This window comes from Streptomyces sp. NPDC127595, assembly GCF_042671685.1.
Taxonomy (GTDB): Bacteria; Actinomycetota; Actinomycetes; order Streptomycetales; family Streptomycetaceae; genus Streptomyces.
In genome coordinates, this window is the sequence record NZ_JBHXWK010000018.1 from 26,213 (window position 1) to 43,568 (window position 17,356).

General features: G+C 69.1%; 19 protein-coding genes. 9 read left to right on the forward strand and 10 right to left on the reverse strand.

Annotated elements, in window-relative coordinates:
• Positions 1-87 precede the first annotated feature (87 nt).
• The 3 genes from ACFVKT_RS37740 to ACFVKT_RS37750 are packed head-to-tail and all read left to right on the forward strand — an operon-like array spanning position 88 to position 2,002.
• Complete coding sequence (locus ACFVKT_RS37740) at positions 88-1,077, forward strand: AraC family transcriptional regulator (RefSeq protein ID WP_385740657.1); 990 nt, start codon at positions 88-90, stop codon at positions 1,075-1,077.
• Positions 1,029-1,697 (forward strand): AzlC family ABC transporter permease, encoded by a 669-nt coding sequence (locus ACFVKT_RS37745; protein ID WP_385740849.1) that lies wholly within the window; start codon positions 1,029-1,031, stop codon positions 1,695-1,697. Before ACFVKT_RS37740 ends, ACFVKT_RS37745 begins: the two co-directional genes overlap by 49 nt.
• Positions 1,694-2,002 (forward strand): AzlD domain-containing protein, encoded by a 309-nt coding sequence (locus ACFVKT_RS37750; RefSeq protein WP_385740660.1) that lies wholly within the window; start codon positions 1,694-1,696, stop codon positions 2,000-2,002. Before ACFVKT_RS37745 ends, ACFVKT_RS37750 begins: the two co-directional genes overlap by 4 nt.
• A gap of 237 nt (positions 2,003-2,239) precedes the next feature.
• On the opposite strand, the gene ACFVKT_RS37755 is transcribed toward ACFVKT_RS37750, so the two are convergent.
• Positions 2,240-3,193, reverse strand: coding sequence for a hypothetical protein (locus ACFVKT_RS37755; RefSeq protein WP_385740663.1), 954 nt, complete (start codon positions 3,191-3,193; stop codon positions 2,240-2,242).
• 80 nt (positions 3,194-3,273) lie between these two features.
• Between ACFVKT_RS37755 and ACFVKT_RS37760 the strand changes: the two genes are divergently transcribed.
• The 4 genes from ACFVKT_RS37760 to recX all read left to right on the forward strand — a co-directional run bounded on the left by ACFVKT_RS37760 (position 3,274) and on the right by recX (position 7,081).
• On the forward strand, positions 3,274-3,468 hold the full coding sequence (locus tag ACFVKT_RS37760) for a DUF3046 domain-containing protein (RefSeq protein WP_385740666.1): 195 nt from the start codon (positions 3,274-3,276) through the stop codon (positions 3,466-3,468).
• A gap of 60 nt (positions 3,469-3,528) precedes the next feature.
• Entirely contained in the window at positions 3,529-4,743 is a 1,215-nt protein-coding gene (locus ACFVKT_RS37765) for an AI-2E family transporter (protein ID WP_385740669.1), read from the forward strand.
• Between the two features lie 301 nt (positions 4,744-5,044).
• Positions 5,045-6,172: a recombinase RecA gene (gene recA, locus ACFVKT_RS37770; protein ID WP_385740672.1), complete on the forward strand. Its 1,128-nt coding sequence runs from the start codon at positions 5,045-5,047 to the stop codon at positions 6,170-6,172.
• Positions 6,173-6,175: 3 nt separating this feature from the next.
• Complete coding sequence (gene recX / locus ACFVKT_RS37775) at positions 6,176-7,081, forward strand: recombination regulator RecX (RefSeq protein WP_385740675.1); 906 nt, start codon at positions 6,176-6,178, stop codon at positions 7,079-7,081.
• A gap of 190 nt (positions 7,082-7,271) precedes the next feature.
• On the opposite strand, the gene ACFVKT_RS37780 is transcribed toward recX, so the two are convergent.
• The 8 genes from ACFVKT_RS37780 to ACFVKT_RS37815 form a co-directional block, all read right to left on the reverse strand.
• Positions 7,272-7,667, reverse strand: a complete 396-nt coding sequence (locus ACFVKT_RS37780; protein WP_385740678.1) for a rhodanese-like domain-containing protein — start codon at positions 7,665-7,667, stop codon at positions 7,272-7,274.
• Positions 7,664-8,233 carry a cysteine dioxygenase gene (locus ACFVKT_RS37785; protein WP_385740681.1) on the reverse strand — a complete coding sequence of 190 codons (570 nt, stop codon included), beginning with the start codon at positions 8,231-8,233 and terminating at the stop codon, positions 7,664-7,666. The genes ACFVKT_RS37780 and ACFVKT_RS37785 overlap by 4 nt, the downstream gene beginning before the upstream one ends.
• A gap of 31 nt (positions 8,234-8,264) precedes the next feature.
• Positions 8,265-8,426, reverse strand: a complete 162-nt coding sequence (locus ACFVKT_RS37790; RefSeq protein WP_385740684.1) for a putative leader peptide — start codon at positions 8,424-8,426, stop codon at positions 8,265-8,267.
• A gap of 93 nt (positions 8,427-8,519) precedes the next feature.
• Positions 8,520-10,190, reverse strand: coding sequence for an FAD-dependent monooxygenase (locus ACFVKT_RS37795; RefSeq protein WP_385740687.1), 1,671 nt, complete (start codon positions 10,188-10,190; stop codon positions 8,520-8,522).
• 193 nt (positions 10,191-10,383) lie between these two features.
• Positions 10,384-11,325, reverse strand: coding sequence for an amino acid ABC transporter permease (locus ACFVKT_RS37800; protein WP_385740690.1), 942 nt, complete (start codon positions 11,323-11,325; stop codon positions 10,384-10,386).
• Positions 11,322-11,990 (reverse strand): amino acid ABC transporter permease, encoded by a 669-nt coding sequence (locus tag ACFVKT_RS37805; RefSeq protein ID WP_385740693.1) that lies wholly within the window; start codon positions 11,988-11,990, stop codon positions 11,322-11,324. The genes ACFVKT_RS37800 and ACFVKT_RS37805 overlap by 4 nt, the downstream gene beginning before the upstream one ends.
• Positions 11,991-12,105: 115 nt before the next feature.
• Positions 12,106-12,948 (reverse strand): glutamate ABC transporter substrate-binding protein, encoded by an 843-nt coding sequence (locus ACFVKT_RS37810; RefSeq protein ID WP_385740696.1) that lies wholly within the window; start codon positions 12,946-12,948, stop codon positions 12,106-12,108.
• Positions 12,949-13,007: 59 nt separating this feature from the next.
• Entirely contained in the window at positions 13,008-13,784 is a 777-nt protein-coding gene (locus ACFVKT_RS37815; protein WP_385740698.1) for an amino acid ABC transporter ATP-binding protein, read from the reverse strand.
• Positions 13,785-14,151: 367 nt separating this feature from the next.
• Here ACFVKT_RS37815 and ACFVKT_RS37820 point away from each other — a divergent pair, with 367 nt between their 5' ends.
• The gene (locus tag ACFVKT_RS37820; protein ID WP_385740700.1) at positions 14,152-14,838 is read left to right on the forward strand and encodes a response regulator transcription factor; all 687 of its coding nucleotides are present in this window, start codon (positions 14,152-14,154) and stop codon (positions 14,836-14,838) included.
• A gap of 9 nt (positions 14,839-14,847) precedes the next feature.
• The gene (locus ACFVKT_RS37825) at positions 14,848-16,254 is read left to right on the forward strand and encodes a sensor histidine kinase (RefSeq protein ID WP_385740702.1); all 1,407 of its coding nucleotides are present in this window, start codon (positions 14,848-14,850) and stop codon (positions 16,252-16,254) included.
• A 10-nt stretch (positions 16,255-16,264) separates the two neighbouring features.
• Here ACFVKT_RS37825 and ACFVKT_RS37830 read toward each other — a convergent pair whose 3' ends face one another.
• Positions 16,265-17,263, reverse strand: coding sequence for a TAXI family TRAP transporter solute-binding subunit (locus tag ACFVKT_RS37830; RefSeq protein ID WP_385740703.1), 999 nt, complete (start codon positions 17,261-17,263; stop codon positions 16,265-16,267).
• Positions 17,264-17,356: the final 93 nt, after the last annotated feature.

The window sequence follows — 17,356 nt, forward strand, 5'->3', positions numbered from 1 at the left end:
GTCGTCGTACGGGTGCTGAGCGCGACCCCAGCCGGCGACCCGGCCTACGGCATGAGGCCATCGTCACCGCTGACGCAGAATGGGGGCATGGCGGGTTCGGCGGAGAAGGCGCGGCACTGGCGGTACGCGGAACTGCCCGGCGTCGATCTGCTGCGGGCCCGATACGTCGAGAAGATCTTCGTACGGCACACCCACGAGAACTTCGTCATCGCCGCCATCGCCGACGGGGTGGAGGTCTTCCACCACGGCGGCGCCGACCAGTACGCGGGCCCGGGCACCCTGGCGCTGGTCAACCCCGACACCCCGCACACCGGCCGTGCGGGCGTCCCCGAAGGCTGGCGGTACGGGGCGGTGTACCCGTCGCCGGAACTGGTGGCCGAGATAGCCGCCGAGACCACCACGATCCGGGGTACCCCGGGATTCACCAGCCCGGTGCTCGACGACCCGTACGCCGTGAATCTCGTCCACCAGGTCCTCAGGGCCGCCGAGGAGGGCAATGCGCTCGCCGCCGACACCCTGCTGCGGGTCGCCGTGACCCGGCTGCTGCGCCTGAACGGCGGCACGCTGCCGCAGCGGGCCGTGCACACCGCCGGCGCCCGGATCGCCGCACGTGCGCGTGCCGTGCTCGAAGAGCGGATGGCCGAGCCGCCTTCCCTGGAGCGGCTCGCCGCCGACCTCGGCACCAGTCCGTTCGCGCTGCTGCGTGCGTTCCGCGACGCCTACGGCATGCCGCCCCACACCTGGCTGACCGATGCCCGGGTACGCCGGGCCCGCCGCCTCCTGGACACCGGTTCCGCACCCGCCGAGGCAGCCGTGGCCGTCGGCTTCACCGACCAGCCGCACCTCAACCGCCACTTCACCCGGATCGTGGGCGTGCCCCCGGGCTCCTACCAGCGGGAGCGCAAGAACGTACAAGACGGCGACGGGCCGCTGCTCCTACCGTCCGGGGTGTGGCAGAACAGACAGCTCCCCCAGAAGCGCAAGAAGAAGACACTGGAAAACCCGACGCAGCCGTCGTCCGAGACGCCCTGGGAGTCGGGGTCGCCGTCGGACTGTCCGGTTTCGCCTTCGGGGTGACCTCGGCGGGCAGCGGGCTCACTCTGCTGCAGACCTGCGCGCTCAGCCTGCTGGTGTTCACCGGCGCCTCACAGTTCGCGCTCGTGGGCGCCCTCGCGGCCGGCGGGAACCCGCTCACGGCGGCCGCGGGCGCCTTCTTCCTCGGGGTGCGCAACGCGTTCTACGGACTGCGGCTGTCGCAGTTGCTGGCCCTCCCGCGCGCGGTGCGCCCGTTCGCCGCGCAGTGGGTCATCGACGAGACCACGGCGGTCGCCCTGGCCCAGCCCACCCGCCGTAGCGTCCGTATCGGCTTCACCGTCACGGGGCTCACCCTCTACGTGCTGTGGAATCTGACCACGTTGCTCGGAGCTGTCGGCGCCGAGGCCATCGGAGACACCGATGCCTGGGGGCTGGACGCGGCCGGGCCCGCCGTCTTCCTCGCACTGCTCGCACCGATGCTGAAGACCACCACGGAGCGTGTGGTCGCGGGATTCGCGGTCCTTCTGGGCCTCGGTCTGCTGCCCGTGCTGCCCGCCGGAGTCCCCGTCCTGGTGGCCGCGCTCGCGGCTCCCGTCGCGCTCTACGTAGAGGGCCGCCGCAGCGCGCGGACCGCCGACGAAGCACCCGGGGAGGACCGATGAACATCTGGATCGCGATCGGCGCGACCGCGGTCGGCTGCTATGTCGTCAAACTCATCGGGCTGCTGGTCCCTGCCGGCGTACTGGAGCGGCCGCTCGTCCAGCGACTGGCCGCCCTGTTGCCCGTCGCCCTTCTCGCCGCCCTCACGGCTCAGCAGACCTTCGCCGATGGGCATGCCCTGGTGCTGGACGCGAAAGCTGCTGGGCTTGCCGCGGCTGCGGTCGCACTGATCCTGCGTGCACCCTTCCTGCTCGTGGTCGCCGCGGCCGTGCTGGTGACGGCGGGGGTGCGGGCGATGACGGGGTGAGGTGCGGCGCGTCGGGAGGGATACCGCAGACCCACGGGCCGCCGCCTTGGGGATGCCGCTACCGCCTTGGGGATGCGGCCACCGCCCTGGGGGTGGCGGGATGTACGCCCATGGCTTGTCGCTGCACCTCCACGGTCGGCCGATGCGGCGTCCGTACGCCCGTGGTGTAGCCGCGGCATCGCACGGTCGGCCGATGGAGTGTCCGTATGCCCGTGGCATAGGCGCGGCATCGCACGGTCAACCGATGGCGCGTCCGTACGCCCGAAGGGTGCGCAGCGCCTCGATCGTCACCATGGGGCGGCACTCAAGGGCGGTGCCCGGTGCCCACTGGCGCCAGCGGATCGGCCAGCCGCCGTCCTCCTGCTGGTCTTTCGCCAGATGGTCGAGTGAGCGCGCCATCTCCTCGTCGGTGAACCACGCGCGCGCGAGCGAGCCCGGGGTCTTCGCGTAGTCATGGGGAAAATGGTGCTCACCGGGCGCGTAGCCGGGCGCTACCGGGAACGCCTCCAGGCGCTCCGGGTCCAGCGCCGCGAGCCGGTGTTCGCGCACCAGGCGGCCCAGCCGGTCGGCGGCCGCCTCCGCGCGCGGGCGGTCGGGCGCGGAGTCCAGGAAGGTCACGGCGGCTTCGATCTCGTACGGGTGGGACTTCTCCAGGGAGTCGATCGCCTGCCAGCAGAAGTCCGTCGCCCGGAACAGCCAGGCGTGCCACACCTCGTTGCGGTGCAGCAGGCCCACCACGGGCCCGGTGGCGAGGAGTTCGCTCGGCGGGTTGTCGACAACCGGCACGAAGGGAGCCGTCGGATAGCCGCGCTGGCTGGGATGGATCGTCGGCAGCGCGCCGTCAGGCGTCGAGACGGCGGTCAGATAGCGGCACACACGCTCCACGCGCTGTCCTCCACAGCGCCCGATCGAGTCGAGCACGCGCAGCGCGTGCCCGGTGTGCAGCGGCTGGCTGACGGGGCCGCGCAGATCGGGCTCCAGCGCGTGACCGTAGCCGTCGTCGTCATTGCGATAGGCGGCCAGCGCGGTTTCCACCGCGTCGGCGCCGTCGGCGTCGCTGTTCAGGAAGTGGTACTCGTAGCGGCGCTGCTCGAGCACGCGCGCGGTGAGCCAAACGAAGTGCTCGGCGCGCGCGAGTGGGGAGTGCGCCGGGGGCGTCGGGGGGAGTGGGGATGCTCCTGATTCGGCCATGGGTCCGACCGTAGGACGGAAAGCGGTCTCGGCAAGCGGTCCCGGCTCGGGCCCACTCTCAGGAGCGGGATACTGGAGTCATGCGGTTGACGGTCTTCTGGCAGCGGATGGCAGATCACTTCGGTGCGGGGTACGCCGAAACCTTCGCGCGCGATCACGTGATGACGGAGCTCGGCGGGCGGACCGTTCACGAGGCGCTGGACGCGGGCTGGGAGGCCAAGGACGTGTGGCGCGTGGTGTGTGCGGCTGTGGATGTTCCGTACGAGAACCGCTGACGGGGCAAGAAGATCCGGGGGCGGCGCTCGATTGTCGGTGGCGTGGGCGAGACTTGCTCCGTGGCCCCGACAGATGAGACCTCTCAGGTCGCCCAGCAGGCATCACCGTTCGGCACGACGCCGCCCGACGGCCCCCCGGCCGGGGACGCCGCCGCGCAGGGCGGACGCATGCCGCGCTGGCTGCCGCGCGCCATGGTGCTGGCCCTCGCGCTCATCGCCGTTTTCCAGCTGGGCAGTTGGGCCTTCCATGAACTCACCGGCCTGCTGATCAACATTCTCATCGCCTTCTTCCTGGCACTTGCCATCGAGCCCGCGGTGAGCCGGATGGCCTCGCGGGGCATGCGCAGGGGGCTGGCCACGTTCCTGGTCTTCCTCGGCCTGCTGATCTTCGCCGCGGGATTCGTCACGCTGCTCGGCTCGATGCTCGCGGGCCAGATCATCAAGATCGTCGAGGACTTCCCGGACTACCTCGACTCCGTCATCAACTGGGTCAACGCGCACTTCAACACCGACCTGAAGCGGGTCGACGTCCAAGAGGGCCTGCTCCGCTCCGACTGGTTGCGCAACTACGTCCAGAACAGTGCCACCGGTGTCCTGGACGTCTCCGCCCAGGTGCTCGGAGGCCTCTTCCAACTGTTGACGATCACCCTGTTCTCGTTCTACTTCGCCGCGGACGGGCCGAGGCTGCGCCGCGCGCTGTGCTCGGTACTGCCGCCCGCCCGGCAGGCCGAGGTGCTGCGCGCGTGGGAGATCGCCGTGGACAAGACCGGCGGTTATCTGTACTCGCGCGGCCTGATGGCACTCATCTCCGGAGTCGCGCACTACGTCCTGCTGGAAGCCCTGAGCGTGCCCTACGCGCCCGTGCTCGCCGTCTGGGTGGGCCTGATCTCGCAGTTCATCCCCACCATCGGCACCTATCTCGCGGGTGCCCTGGCAATGCTGATCGCCTTCACGGTCGATCCCTGGTACGCGCTGTGGGTGCTGATCTTCGTCGTGATCTACCAGCAGTTCGAGAACTACGTACTGCAGCCCAAGCTGACCGCGAAGACAGTCGACATCCACCCTGCGGTCGCCTTCGGATCGGTCGTCGCGGGCAGCGCGCTCCTCGGTGCCGTCGGCGCGCTGATCGCCATCCCCGCGGTCGCCACGCTCCAGGCGTTCCTGGGTGCCTATGTGAAGCGGTACGACGTCACGGACGATCCCCGGGTGCACGGTCACCGGGAACGGGGCACGAGCCCCCTCTCCGCGCGTGTGCGGCGGTTGTTCAGCAGGTGAGGACAAGCCCGGACCCGGGCTCCTTCGCCGACGCCGCGTTCGACGTGCGAGGCCAGAGGTTCGGCCGGTGTCAGAGCGCGAACGTACTCTCGGTGATGCCGCGTGGTGCGCTTGACACCAAAATCGAACATCCATTCTCATGGAGTCTCCGGCGAAGTTCCCGACGGGGATTTCGGCAGGGTTTTCATGGAGATGTGCCCGAGTTATCCACAGGCTGGACGGGCGTCGGGGCGCATTGTCAGTGGCAGGCGTTAGCGTCTTTGACGTGAAGCGATCGACTCAAGCAAATCGGGTGGAACCCATGGCAGGAACCGACCGCGAGAAGGCACTGGACGCCGCACTCGCACAGATTGAACGGCAATTCGGCAAGGGCGCGGTGATGCGCCTGGGCGAGCGGCCGAATGAGCCCATCGAGGTCATCCCCACCGGGTCGACCGCCCTCGACGTCGCCCTCGGCGTCGGCGGACTGCCGCGCGGCCGAGTGGTGGAGGTGTACGGCCCGGAGTCCTCCGGTAAGACAACGCTGACTCTGCACGCGGTGGCGAACGCGCAGAAGGCAGGCGGCCAGGTGGCCTTCGTGGACGCCGAGCACGCCCTGGACCCCGAGTACGCGAAGAAGCTCGGCGTCGACATCGACAACCTGATCCTGTCGCAGCCGGACAACGGTGAGCAGGCTCTGGAGATCGTGGACATGCTGGTCCGCTCCGGCGCGCTCGACCTGATCGTCATCGACTCCGTCGCCGCCCTGGTGCCGCGCGCGGAGATCGAGGGCGAGATGGGCGACTCGCACGTGGGTCTGCAGGCCCGACTGATGAGCCAGGCGCTCCGCAAGATCACCGGCGCGCTCAGCCAGTCGCAGACCACCGCCATCTTCATCAACCAGCTTCGCGAGAAGATCGGCGTGATGTTCGGCTCCCCGGAGACCACCACCGGTGGCCGGGCGCTGAAGTTCTACGCTTCGGTGCGTCTCGACATCCGGCGCATCGAGACGCTGAAGGACGGCACCGACGCGGTCGGCAACCGCACCCGCGTCAAGGTCGTCAAGAACAAGGTCGCGCCGCCCTTCAAGCAGGCCGAGTTCGACATCCTCTACGGGCATGGCATCAGCCGCGAAGGCGGCCTGATCGACATGGGCGTGGAGAACGGCTTCGTCCGCAAGGCCGGCGCCTGGTACACGTACGAGGGCGACCAGCTCGGCCAGGGCAAGGAGAACGCGCGCAACTTCCTCAAGGACAACCCCGATCTCGCCAACGAGATCGAGAAGAAGATCCTGGAGAAGCTGGGTGTCGGTGTGAAGCCGGAGAAGCCCACCGTCGAGCCGGGTGTGGACGCGGCGGTCTCGGTCGCTTCGGAGGGGGCCGCCAAGACGGTGCCTGCTCCGGCGGCGGCCAAGGTCTCCAAGCCCAAGACCGCGGCGGCCAAGAGCTAGCCCATGACACGACGAACCGACTGGGCCGAGTACGCCTACCCTGCTGCCCCGGAGGGGCAAGGGCAGGGGTACGACGGGGGCGTGGGTGGCTCGGCCGGAGACGGTGACGGGGCGTACGGCGGTGACGGGGCGTACGAAGGTGGGACGTCCGGCGCCGGCGGGTTCTACGGCGGCGATCCGGACGGCAGGGGGATGTCACCGGAGAGCGGCTCAGGGGGCGGCGAAAGCCTGCCCTGGGGCGAAGGTTCACCCAGCGGGGGCTCGCGCCGGGGCGGCGGCCGACGCGGTGACGGCGGGCCGCGCGGTGCACGAGTGCGTCGGAGGCGTGGCGGTTTCGGTGAGCCGTCCGGCGACCCACAGGACGGAGGTGCCCCTTCCTCGTCGAGGGCCGAGAAGGGGGAGCCCCCAGCGGACCCGGTTGAGCGGGCGCGGGCGATCTGCCTGCGCCTGCTCACCGGGACCCCGCGCACGCGCAAACAGCTCGCGGACGCGCTGCACAAACGCGAGATCCCCGACGACGTGGCGGAGAAGGTGCTGTCACGCTTCGAGGAGGTCGGCCTGATCAACGACAGCGCCTTCGCCGACGCCTGGGTGGAGTCCCGGCATCACGGCCGGGGCCTGGCCAGACGGGCACTCGTGCAGGAGCTGCGGACCAAAGGCGTGGACCCGACGCTGATCGATGAGGCGGTCGGACAGCTCGACTCCGAGCAGGAGGAGGCGACCGCGCGCGAACTGGTCGCCCGTAAGTTGCGCTCCACACGCGGCCTCGACCGGGACAAGCGACTCCGGCGTCTCGCGGGCATGCTCGCCCGCAAGGGCTACCCCCAGGGCATGGCCCTGCGAGTGGTCCGCCAGGCGCTGGAGGAAGAGGGCGAGGACACGGAAGGCCTTGAGGACGAGGGGTTCTGATCCGGCGGGGAGGGGCGGCGCGAGCCCGGCGCCACATCCACGTACGACGTGAAGAACCGCACGTCGCAGATGAAGAACTTCACGTGCGACGTGCGGAACTCCCACCACATCAGGGAAGAACTCCTCGTACTTGGCTATGGACCACTGACCGCGGACCACTGACCGCGGACCGCGGGCCACCGACCGCGTACTAGACCGTCACCGGAAGCCCGGCCGCCTTCCACGCCTGGAAGCCTCCGACCAGGTCGGTCGCCCGGTGCAGTCCCAACTGCTGCAGGGACACAGCGGCGAGGCTCGACGCGTACCCCTCGTTGCACACCACGACGACCCGCAGATCGTGGCTCGTGGCCTCCGGGGCGCGGTGGCTGCCCTGGGGGTCGAGCCGCCACTCCAGTTCGTTGCGCTCGACGACGAGGGCGCCGGGGATCAGGCCGTCGCGTTCGCGGAGGGCGGCGTACCGGATGTCGACCAGAAGGGCCTCGCCGGCCTGCTCGGCGTCGTATGCCTCCTTGGCCTCCACGCGGTCGAGTCCCTCGCGGACCTGGTCCAGCAACTCGTCCACTCCCAGCGGGCGTTGAGCGGTCACTGCCAGTCCTCCGGGCGCTCGACCTGCTCCAGGCGCAGCACTTGGCCGGTACGGCTGTAACGGCGGATCCGGGGCAGCGGTGGGTAGTAGGCGTGGACCGAGATCGCGTGTTCCTCGGTGGACTCGTTGAGGACCTCGTGCACATGGTGGCGGCCGAAGGCGCGGCCCTTGCCGGCCGTCAACCGGCGCTCGCGGTCCACCCCTTCGGTGAGTTCGAGGGTTTTCCAGCCGTCGGTGGGCAGTCGGGCGGCGAGCGAGTACTCCTTGAGTTCGCCCGACGCGGTGAGGAAGGCGCCGACCGAGTCGGCATGGTCGTGCCAGCCGGTTCCGGTGCCGGGAGGCCAGCCGATGAGCCAGGCCTCGCTGCCTCCGGGGCCTTCGAGACGTACCCAGGTGCGGCCTTCGGGATCGAGCGGCAGCGAGGCGATCAGCTCGGGGTCGGCGGCGCTACGGCGCACGAAGTCGAGCAGCTCGGCCTGGGTGGGAGCTTGCGGGGGCGCGGAAACAGAGGGTGACACAGACACACGTACCGTCCTGAGGGTTTCGCCTGGGAAGCCCGCGGCCATGGAGCCGGCTCTCGCGGGAGAAGGATGCGAATCAGCAGGACGGGTGACAGATGCAGCCTGCATAGCGGAGCAGGTCCATATGGACCCTCCGCCACAAGTGCACACAGGTATCGGTCACGATCCGGAGTACACCATGGCAGTGGAGAAGGGTCAACTGACAGTCACTATGTGGACCACCTGGTGTCCGACACATCGGGCAGGCGTGAGTGACCGTCGGATCAGCCCCACGACATGGGCTGAGTGACCGTTGGATCAGCCCCACGACATGGGTTGAATGGCCGTCGGATCAGCCCGTACCAGCCGTCGCCTCCGCCGTCGCCTCCGTCTTCGCCGGGCCGCCCAGTGTCGCCTCGGCCGCCGCGTACAGATCGGCCGGGCGGACTCCGCTCAGCGCGGTGACCAGGTGCCCGTCGGGGCGGACGAGCAGTACGGTGTGCGCGGCGGCGCCGGGGTAACTCTCCGCGACCAGCAGTTCGGCCGGGTGCGGCAGCGCGGTCACGGCGGCCGCGAGCCGGGGCATGATTCCGGCCGTCACCCAGTGCTTGCGCTCCCACACGCCGGTACCCGGTGCGATCAGTACGACCAGCAGTGCCCCGCGCCCGAGCCGCTCCCGCAACGGCACGAACGAGCCGTCCTCGGCCGTCACCTGCACGTCGACGACCGGCGCACCGGGCGTCGTGTCCACAGGCGCCTCCGACTCGGCGTACGGAGGCGCGAGCGGCGAATCGGCGTACGCCCCCGGCGCGCCCAGCGGACCGCGCCCCAGGTGACCGTCCGTGAGGAGTGTGTCGTGTCCCCGGGCCGACCCGGGGACGTACGAGCGCAGCCCACCGCCGCCGCGCAGCAGGGGCAGTGCCTGGTCGGCGGCGCGCAGCCGGCCCGCGACGACCGCGCGCCGCTCGGCCTGGTAGCTGTCGAGCAGCGCCTCGTGCGGCCCGTGGTGCCAGGCCAGTGCCAGCTTCCAGGCGAGGTTGTCGGCGTCCCGCAGCCCCTCGTCCAGGCCCTGCGCGCCGAGCGCGCCGAGCAGGTGAGCGGCGTCCCCGGCGAGGAAGACACGGCCGGACCGCCACCGGCGGGCGAGGCGGTGGTGGACGGTGTGGACTCCGGTGTCGAGAAGCTCGTACGGAGGGGTGGAACCGCCGCTCCAGCCTCCTAGGGTCTCCCGGATGCGTGCCACCAGCAGGTCGGGCGTGACCAGGTCCTTGCCCGGGGGCAGCAGCCAGTCCAGCCGCCACACGCCGTCGGGGAGGGGGCGTGCGGTCACCTCTCCGGCCGAGGGGCCCGACGTCCGCCACGGCGGCATCCGGTGCAACAACGCCTCGCCGGGCCAGGGGAGTTCCGTACGCAGCGCTGCTACGGCGTGTCGTTCTACGGCGGTACGGCCCGCGAAGCGGATGTCCTGGAGTTTGCGCACCGTCGAGCGCGGTCCGTCGCAGCCGACGAGGTAACTGCCGCGCCACCAGGTGCCTTTGGGGCCGCGGGTGTGCGCGGTGATGCCGGAGGTCTCCTGCTCGACGGAGTCGAGGCGGCTGTTCGTGGCGATCTTGACGAGTCGTTCGCCCGCGATGGCCCCGCGCAGGGCAGCGGTCAGGACGTGCTGGGCGACATGTAAGGGGGCGGCGAGGGACTCGCCCGCACCCGGAACGTCCGCACCGACGGGGCCCTGGCTCTCCGCGTCCTCGGATCCCTCTTGGCCGAACCTGATCTCGCGCATCACCTGCTTGCGCCGCATCGACCGCCATCCGGCCCAACGGAGGCCGGCCTCGGAGAGGGGGAAACCTGTCAGCCGCTCGACGAGTGCGGCCGTGTCCTCGCGCAGAACCACCGTTCGCGCGGGGCGTTGTTCTTCCTTGCCCGGTCCTTCGTCCAGCACCACGGAGGGGACCTCCTGGCGGGCGAGCGCAAGGGCGAGCGTGAGCCCCACGGGCCCCGCTCCGACGATGATCACCGGGTCCACGGCGCGGTGCCCCCTGCCCGGAGCGGTGCCCTGAGGGACGTACGGGAACAGGCAGTTGGAGCGGGGTGCACGATCACAGAACGTATGCAACCTATTGCCGGTGCTTGCGTCAAGTGACGGAGGCAGTGGCGATCATGCCACTGCCTCCGTGTCGTGCAAGCGTGTCGTTCAAGCCGCTTGACTGTACATCAGGTCATCGGGGTGGCTTGTCGGTGAAGGTGAAGCCGCTCGGGCCGCCGCCCTCGCCACCCGTCCCGAAACCGCCCCCCACCGCAGCGGGGTTGATCTCCACCGCGTCCTCGCCGAGGACCACGCCCGTGCCCTTCTTGCTGCGCCGCAGCCTGCCCTCCAGCCAGCTGGCGAAGCTGGTGAGGATGAAGTTCACGATGATGTAGATGACCGCCACCACGATGAAGCTCGGGATGACGTTGGCGTAGTTGGCCGCCAGCGTGCTGCGCGAGTTGAGCAGTTCGGTGAAATTCAGCATCGCGCCACCCAGCGCGGTGTCCTTCACGATGACGACGAGCTGGCTGACGATGGCCGGCAGCATCGCGGTGACGGCCTGCGGCAGCAGGACGTTGGTCATCGTCTGGCCCTTGCGCAGACCGACCGCCATGGCGGCCTCCGACTGCCCCCTGGGCAGCGAGAGGATACCGGCTCGGACGATCTCGGCGAGGACCGAGGCGTTGTAAAGCACCAGGCCGGTGACGACCGCGTAGAGAGGCCGGTCTTCGCTTGAGATGTCCGTGTAGCGGACGTAGACCTCGTTCGCGAACAGCATCAGCAGCAGCACCGGGATCGACCTGAAGAACTCGACCACCGTGCCCGCCGCGCCCCTCACCCATCGGTGATCGGAGAGGCGTGAGATGCCGAGGACCGCGCCCAGGGGAAGGGCGATCACCATGGCGATCGCCGCGGCCTTCAGCGTGTTGGCCAGGCCCGGCAGCAGGTATGTCGTCCAGGCCTGCGACGTGGTGAACGGGTCCCACAGGTCCCACTTCAACTGGCCCTTGTCGTCCATGGTCCGCCAGATCCACCACAGGAGGAGGGCAAGCAGGACGAAGAAGACCACGGAGAAGATCACATTGCGCCGCTTGGCGCGGGGACCCGGGGTGTCGTAGAGCACGGAGGTCATCGCTTCACCGCCAGTCGCTTGCTCAGCCAGCCGAGGAGGAGGCCGGTCGGCAGGGTCAGTACCACGAACCCGAAGGCGAAGACCGCTCCGATGGCGATCGTCTGGGCCTCGTTCTCGATCATTTCCTTCATCAGCGCGGCAGCCTCGGCGACGCCGATCGCGGCCGCCACCGTGGTGTTCTTGGTGAGCGCGATCAGTACGTTGGCCAGCGGGCCGATGACCGAACGGAAGGCCTGCGGAAGGACGATGAGCCTCAGGACCTGACTGAAGCTCAGCCCGATGGCGCGTGCCGCCTCGGCCTGTCCGGGGGGCACGGTGTTGATACCGGAGCGCAACGCCTCGCAGACGAAGGCGGCGTGGTAGCCGACCAGACCGAGCACGGCAAGGCGGAAGCCCTGGGTGTCGAAATTGTCGGGCGCTCCCATCGTCACGCCGAAAATGTCGGCGAGGCCGAGCGAGGCGAAGACGATGATGACGGTCAGGGGGATGTTCCGGACGATGTTCACGTAGGCGGTGCCGAACCCGCGCATGAGCGGGACCGGACTGACCCGCATGGCGGCCAGCAAAGTGCCCAGGATCAGGGAGCCGAGGGCGGAGAGGGCGGTGAGCTTCACCGTCATCCAGAACGCCCCGAGGACGTCATAACCATCAAGAAAGTCGAACACGATCTCCCGCGCTTCCGGGTGTGTGGCTTACGTGGAGGGCATGACGCGCCGCCGCCCTGATCGCTGCGGGCGGCGGCGCGCCATGGAACCCTGCGTTGCTGTGCCGGAGCCTGTGTTACGAGACGATGTCGCCGATCTTCGGCGCGGGCTCGTTCTTGTACTCGGCCGGACCGAAGTTGGCGTCGACCGCCTTCTGCCACGAGCCGTCACTGACCATCTTCGTCAGGGCGGCGTTGATCTTGTCCGTGGTGGCGGTGTCGTCCTTCTTCACACCGATGCCGTAGTTCTCGTTGCTCAGCTTGAGGCCGGCGAGCTTGAACTGGCCCTTGTACTTGTCCTGCGCGGCGAAGCCCGCGAGGATCGAGTCGTCGGTGGTCACCGCGTCCACGGCGCCGCTCTGCAGGGCGGCGATGCACTCCGAGTAGCCGCCGTACTCCTTCAGCTGCGCCTTGGGGGCGATTTCCTCCGTGACGTTCTGCGCCGAGGTGGAGCCGACCACGGAACACAGCTTCTTGCCGTTGAGGTCCGTGCCCTTGGTGATGTCGGAGTCAGTCTTGACCAGCAGGTCCTGGTGGGCCAGCAGGTAGGGGCCCGCGAAGTTGACCTTCGCCGCGCGCTCGTCGTTGATCGAGTACGTGGCCGCGATGAACTTGACGTCGCCGCGGGCGATCGCGTTCTCACGGTCGGCGCTCTTGGTCTCGACGAACTCGATCTTGTCGGCGGGGTAGCCGAGTTCCTTGGCCACGTACGTCGCCACGTCCACGTCGAAGCCGGAGAAGGAACCGTCGGGCTCCTTGAGGCCGAGACCGGGCTGGTCGTACTTGATGCCGACCTTGATCGTGCCGCCGCCGCTGGAGCCCGAGCCGGCGTCGTTGCTGTCGTCGCCACCGCACGCGGTGGCGGACAGGGCGAGCGCGAGTACGGCGGCCGAGGCAGTGGTGACCTTGCGAAGCTTCATGGTGAACATCCTTTGGAAGAGGACGGATGCGGGCCGTCGGTGACGAGAGGTAAAGACGATCAGTGGTGAAGGATCTTCGACAAGAAGTCCTTGGCCCGGTCGCTCCGGGGATTGCTGAAGAACTGGTCCGGCACAGCCTCTTCGACGATGCGGCCGTCGGCCATGAACACCACCCGGTTGGCAGCCGAACGAGCGAAGCCCATTTCGTGGGTGACGACGATCATGGTCATGCCGTCGCGGGCGAGCTGCTGCATGACCTCCAGCACCTCGTTGATCATCTCGGGGTCGAGCGCCGAGGTCGGCTCGTCGAAGAGCATGACCTTGGGGTCCATCGCCAGCGCCCGGGCGATCGCCACGCGCTGCTGCTGGCCACCCGAGAGCTGCGCGGGGTACTTGTCCGCCTGCGTGCTGACGCCGACGCGGTCGAGCAGCCCGCGCGCCTTCTCCTCGGCCACCTTCTTGTCGGCCTTGCGGACCTTGATCTGGCCCAGCATCACGTTCTCGAGCACCGTCTTGTGCGCGAAGAGATTGAAGGACTGGAAGACCATGCCGACGTCGGCCCGCAGCCGAGCCAGCGCCTTGCCCTCGTCGGGCAGGGGCTTCCCGTCGATCGCGATGTCGCCGGAGTCGATGGTCTCCAGGCGGTTGATGGTGCGGCACAGGGTGGACTTCCCGGACCCGGAGGGCCCGATGACCACGACGACCTCGCCACGGGCGATCGTCAGGTCGATGTCCTGGAGAACGTGCAACGCGCCGAAGTGCTTGTTGACGCTCTTCAGGACGACCAGGTCTTCGGTCGCGGCCACGGCGTCCTTGGCCACCGATACTTCGGTCATCGCTCTTTGGCTCCGTCCTCGCGGTTTGGGAGGACAGTAGTGACCCCGTACGACCAGCGTCATTACATCTGAGGGGAAATTGAGCATAACGATCCGATAGCGGGCGGCCACTCCGTGTAGCGATCATCGTCATGCTGCGTAGTGATCACCGCCATGCCGCGTACCGGCTGGATAACGGAAGCCGCGCGCAACCAGAACGCCCTTGACGCCGTCCTTGGCTATCGGCGTGACTACACAGGGTCCACGCGTGCGGGTCCGTGTTCAGGCATCATCTGTTTCTTACAACACGTGTTCGCGTTCTTACAATCCGGGACCGTACGACGGATGATTCGAGGCCGTGCGACCGATGAAGCTGGAGGGGGCCGGAATGAGACTGCTCCTCGTCGAGGACGACAATCATGTCGCCGCCGCCCTCTCCGCGGTCCTGGCGCGGCACGGTTTCCACGTCACGCACGCCCGCAGCGGCGAGGAGGCGCTCCAGGCGCTGGTCCCGGAAAGCGACGGCTTCGGGGTCGTCCTGCTCGACCTGGGCCTTCCCGACCAGGACGGTTACGAGGTCTGCGGCAAGATCCGCAAGCGGACCAGCACCCCGGTGATCATGGTCACCGCGCGCGCGGACGTACGTTCCCGGATCCACGGCCTCAACCTCGGGGCCGACGACTACGTGGTGAAGCCGTACGACACGGGAGAGCTGCTCGCCCGTATCCATGCCGTCAGCCGGCGCAGCGTGCCCGATGACGCCTCGGCCCCCGGTGAGAACGCGTTGCGGCTGGGACCCGTGCGCATCGAACTCCCCACCCGCCAGGTCAGCGTGGACGGTTTGGTTGTCCAACTGACCCGCAAGGAGTTCGACCTTCTCGCGCTGCTGGCCCAGCGGCCCGGGGTGGTGTTCCGCAGGGAGCAGATCATCAGCGAGGTGTGGCGCACGAGTTGGGAGGGGACCGGGCGCACCCTGGAAGTGCACGTCGCGTCCCTGCGCTCCAAGCTGCGTACGCCGGCGCTGATCGAGACCGTGCGCGGAGTCGGCTACCGGCTCGTCGCCCCTGCGGCGTAGCGGGGACCGTTGCGCACACGTCTCTTCCCGCTGCTCATCGTCCTGATGGCCGCCGTGCTGCTCGCGCTCGGCGTCCCGCTCGCGGCGAGCATCGCGGCCGCGCAGCAGCAGGAGGTGGTCGTCGACCGCATCGACGACACAGCGCGTTTCGCCTCCCTCGCGCAGTACGTGGCCGACCCGTCGACCGGTCCCACGGACGGCACCACGGACGAACGCCGCGAGACCCTGAGCAAGGAACTCGACCGCTACTACAGCCTGTACGGCATCCGGGCCGGCGTCTTCTACCGCGACGACGCCCCCATGGCCAACGCCCCGGACAGCTGGTTGCTGCCCAAGACGGGGGAAGGGCGCGATTCCTTCAACGAGGCGCTCGCGAGCCGTCGCAGCCACGATCCGGAGCAGGTCTGGCCCTGGCAACGGCACCGGCTCGTCGTCGCCTCCCCGGTCGTCAAGGACGGCGATGTCGTAGCGGTCGTGGTCACCGACTCGCCGACCGGGCAGATGCGTTCGAAGACCCTGCACGGCTGGCTGATCATCGGCGCGGGCGAGGTCGCCGCGATGCTCCTCGCCCTCGGCGCCGCGCTGCGCCTCACCGGCTGGGTGCTCAGGCCCGTACGCGTCCTGGACGCCACCACCCACGACATCGCCACCGGACGCCTCAAGTCCCGTGTCGCGGCCGCCGGCGGTCCGCCGGAACTCCGGCGCCTGGCCCACTCGTTCAACGAGATGGCGGACAACGTCGAGGACGTCCTGGAGCAGCAGCGCGCCTTCGTCGCCGACGCCTCGCACCAGCTGCGCAACCCGCTCTCCGCGCTGCTGCTGCGCATCGAGCTGCTCGCCCTCGAACTCCCCGAGGGCAATGAGGAGATCGCCTCGGTCCGCACCGAGGGCAAGCGCCTCGCCCATGTCCTCGACGACCTCCTCGACCTGGCGCTCGCCGAGCACGCCGAGGCGGACCTGCGACTCACCGACATCGGCGAGCTCACGGCCGAGCGGGTGGCGGCGTGGGGGCCGGTCGCCGCGAGCAAGGGCGTACAGCTCGTCGGCTCCTGCCCGGCCACCACCGCCTGGACCGACCCGGTCACGCTGTCCAGCGCGCTGGACGCGGTGATCGACAACGCGCTGAAGTTCACGCCCGAAGGGGAGAGCGTGGAGGTGAAGGTCGCCTCGAACGGCGAGTCCTCGACCGTCGTGGTCACCGACGGCGGCCCCGGCCTCGGCGACGACGACCTGAACCGCATCGGCGACCGCTTCTGGCGCAGCGCCGGGCACCAGAACATCAAGGGTTCGGGACTGGGCCTCTCCATCTCCCGCGCGCTGCTCACCGCGGCCGGCGGCTCCATCTCGTACGACCACCACGAGCCGCACGGCCTGAAGGTGACGGTGCGGGTGCCGAGGTCACGGCCCAGTTCGTGAGAAGGCCTGGCTACGGCTTGACCGACCGGTAGTAGCGCCGCGCGCCCTCGTGCAGCTGGAGCGGATCCGTGTAGATGGCCGTCCGCAGGTCCACCAGTTGCGCCGCGTGCACCACGCCGCCGATGTCGTCGCGGCTGTCTATCACCGTGCGGGTGATCTCCTCGGTGAGTCTCGCGTCCGTGTCCTCCCGAGTGACCAGGAGGTTCGCCACCGCCACCGTCTGCACGGACGAGCCGAGCTGGGCCTTGGGATAGGCGTCGGCGGGCATCACGGCGGCCCGGTAGTAGCCGGAGGCACCGCCCTGCTCGTGCAGCTTCTCGATCAGGTCGCTCCCTATCGGCACCAGCCTGATGTCGTAGTCCTCGGAGAGATCCAGCACGGCTTGCGTAGGCAGGCCGCCCGACCAGAAGAAGGCGTCGATCTCGTGCTTCTTGAGCTTCTCCGGCATGGTGCTGATGCCGTCGGCCAGCGGCTCGATGTCCTTCGTCGGGTCGAGTCCGGCCGCCTGGAGCACATGATTCGAGATCAGCCGAACACCGGAGCCCGTCGGCCCCACGGCGACCCTCTTGCCGCGCAGGTCGGCCACGGACCGTATCGACGACGTGCGCGGGACCACCAGGTGCACATAGTCGTCGTAGAGCCGGGCGCAGCTCCGCAGCAGGTCCGCTCCCGGCTGGCCCTGCTGAATGTACGTCGCCACCGCGTCGGCCGCCGCGATGGTGAAGTCGGCCTGGCCCGTGGCGACCCGGCGGACGTTCTCCTGCGATCCGTCGCTGTTCAAAAGCTTCACGTCCAGACTGGGCATGTCCTGGCTCAGCTCGCCCTGAAGGAGCTCGCCGTACTTCTGGTAGACACCGCTCGGCGTGCCTGTGCTGAACGTGATCGTTCCGCCGGGAGGCTCTTCGCCCAGCGGCAGCAGCCACCACAGCAGCAGCCCGAAGACCACGAAACCGGCGGCCGAACCGAACAGCGCGCGGCGCCTGCCGATGTGGGGGAATGCCTGGAACATGCGCGCGATCCTGCCATTCCGGGCGCGGATCTGACCAGGGCGGGCCCGCGGGGGTTGCGGGGGTTCCCTCCGGGATCCTGTGGGTCGGGGCAC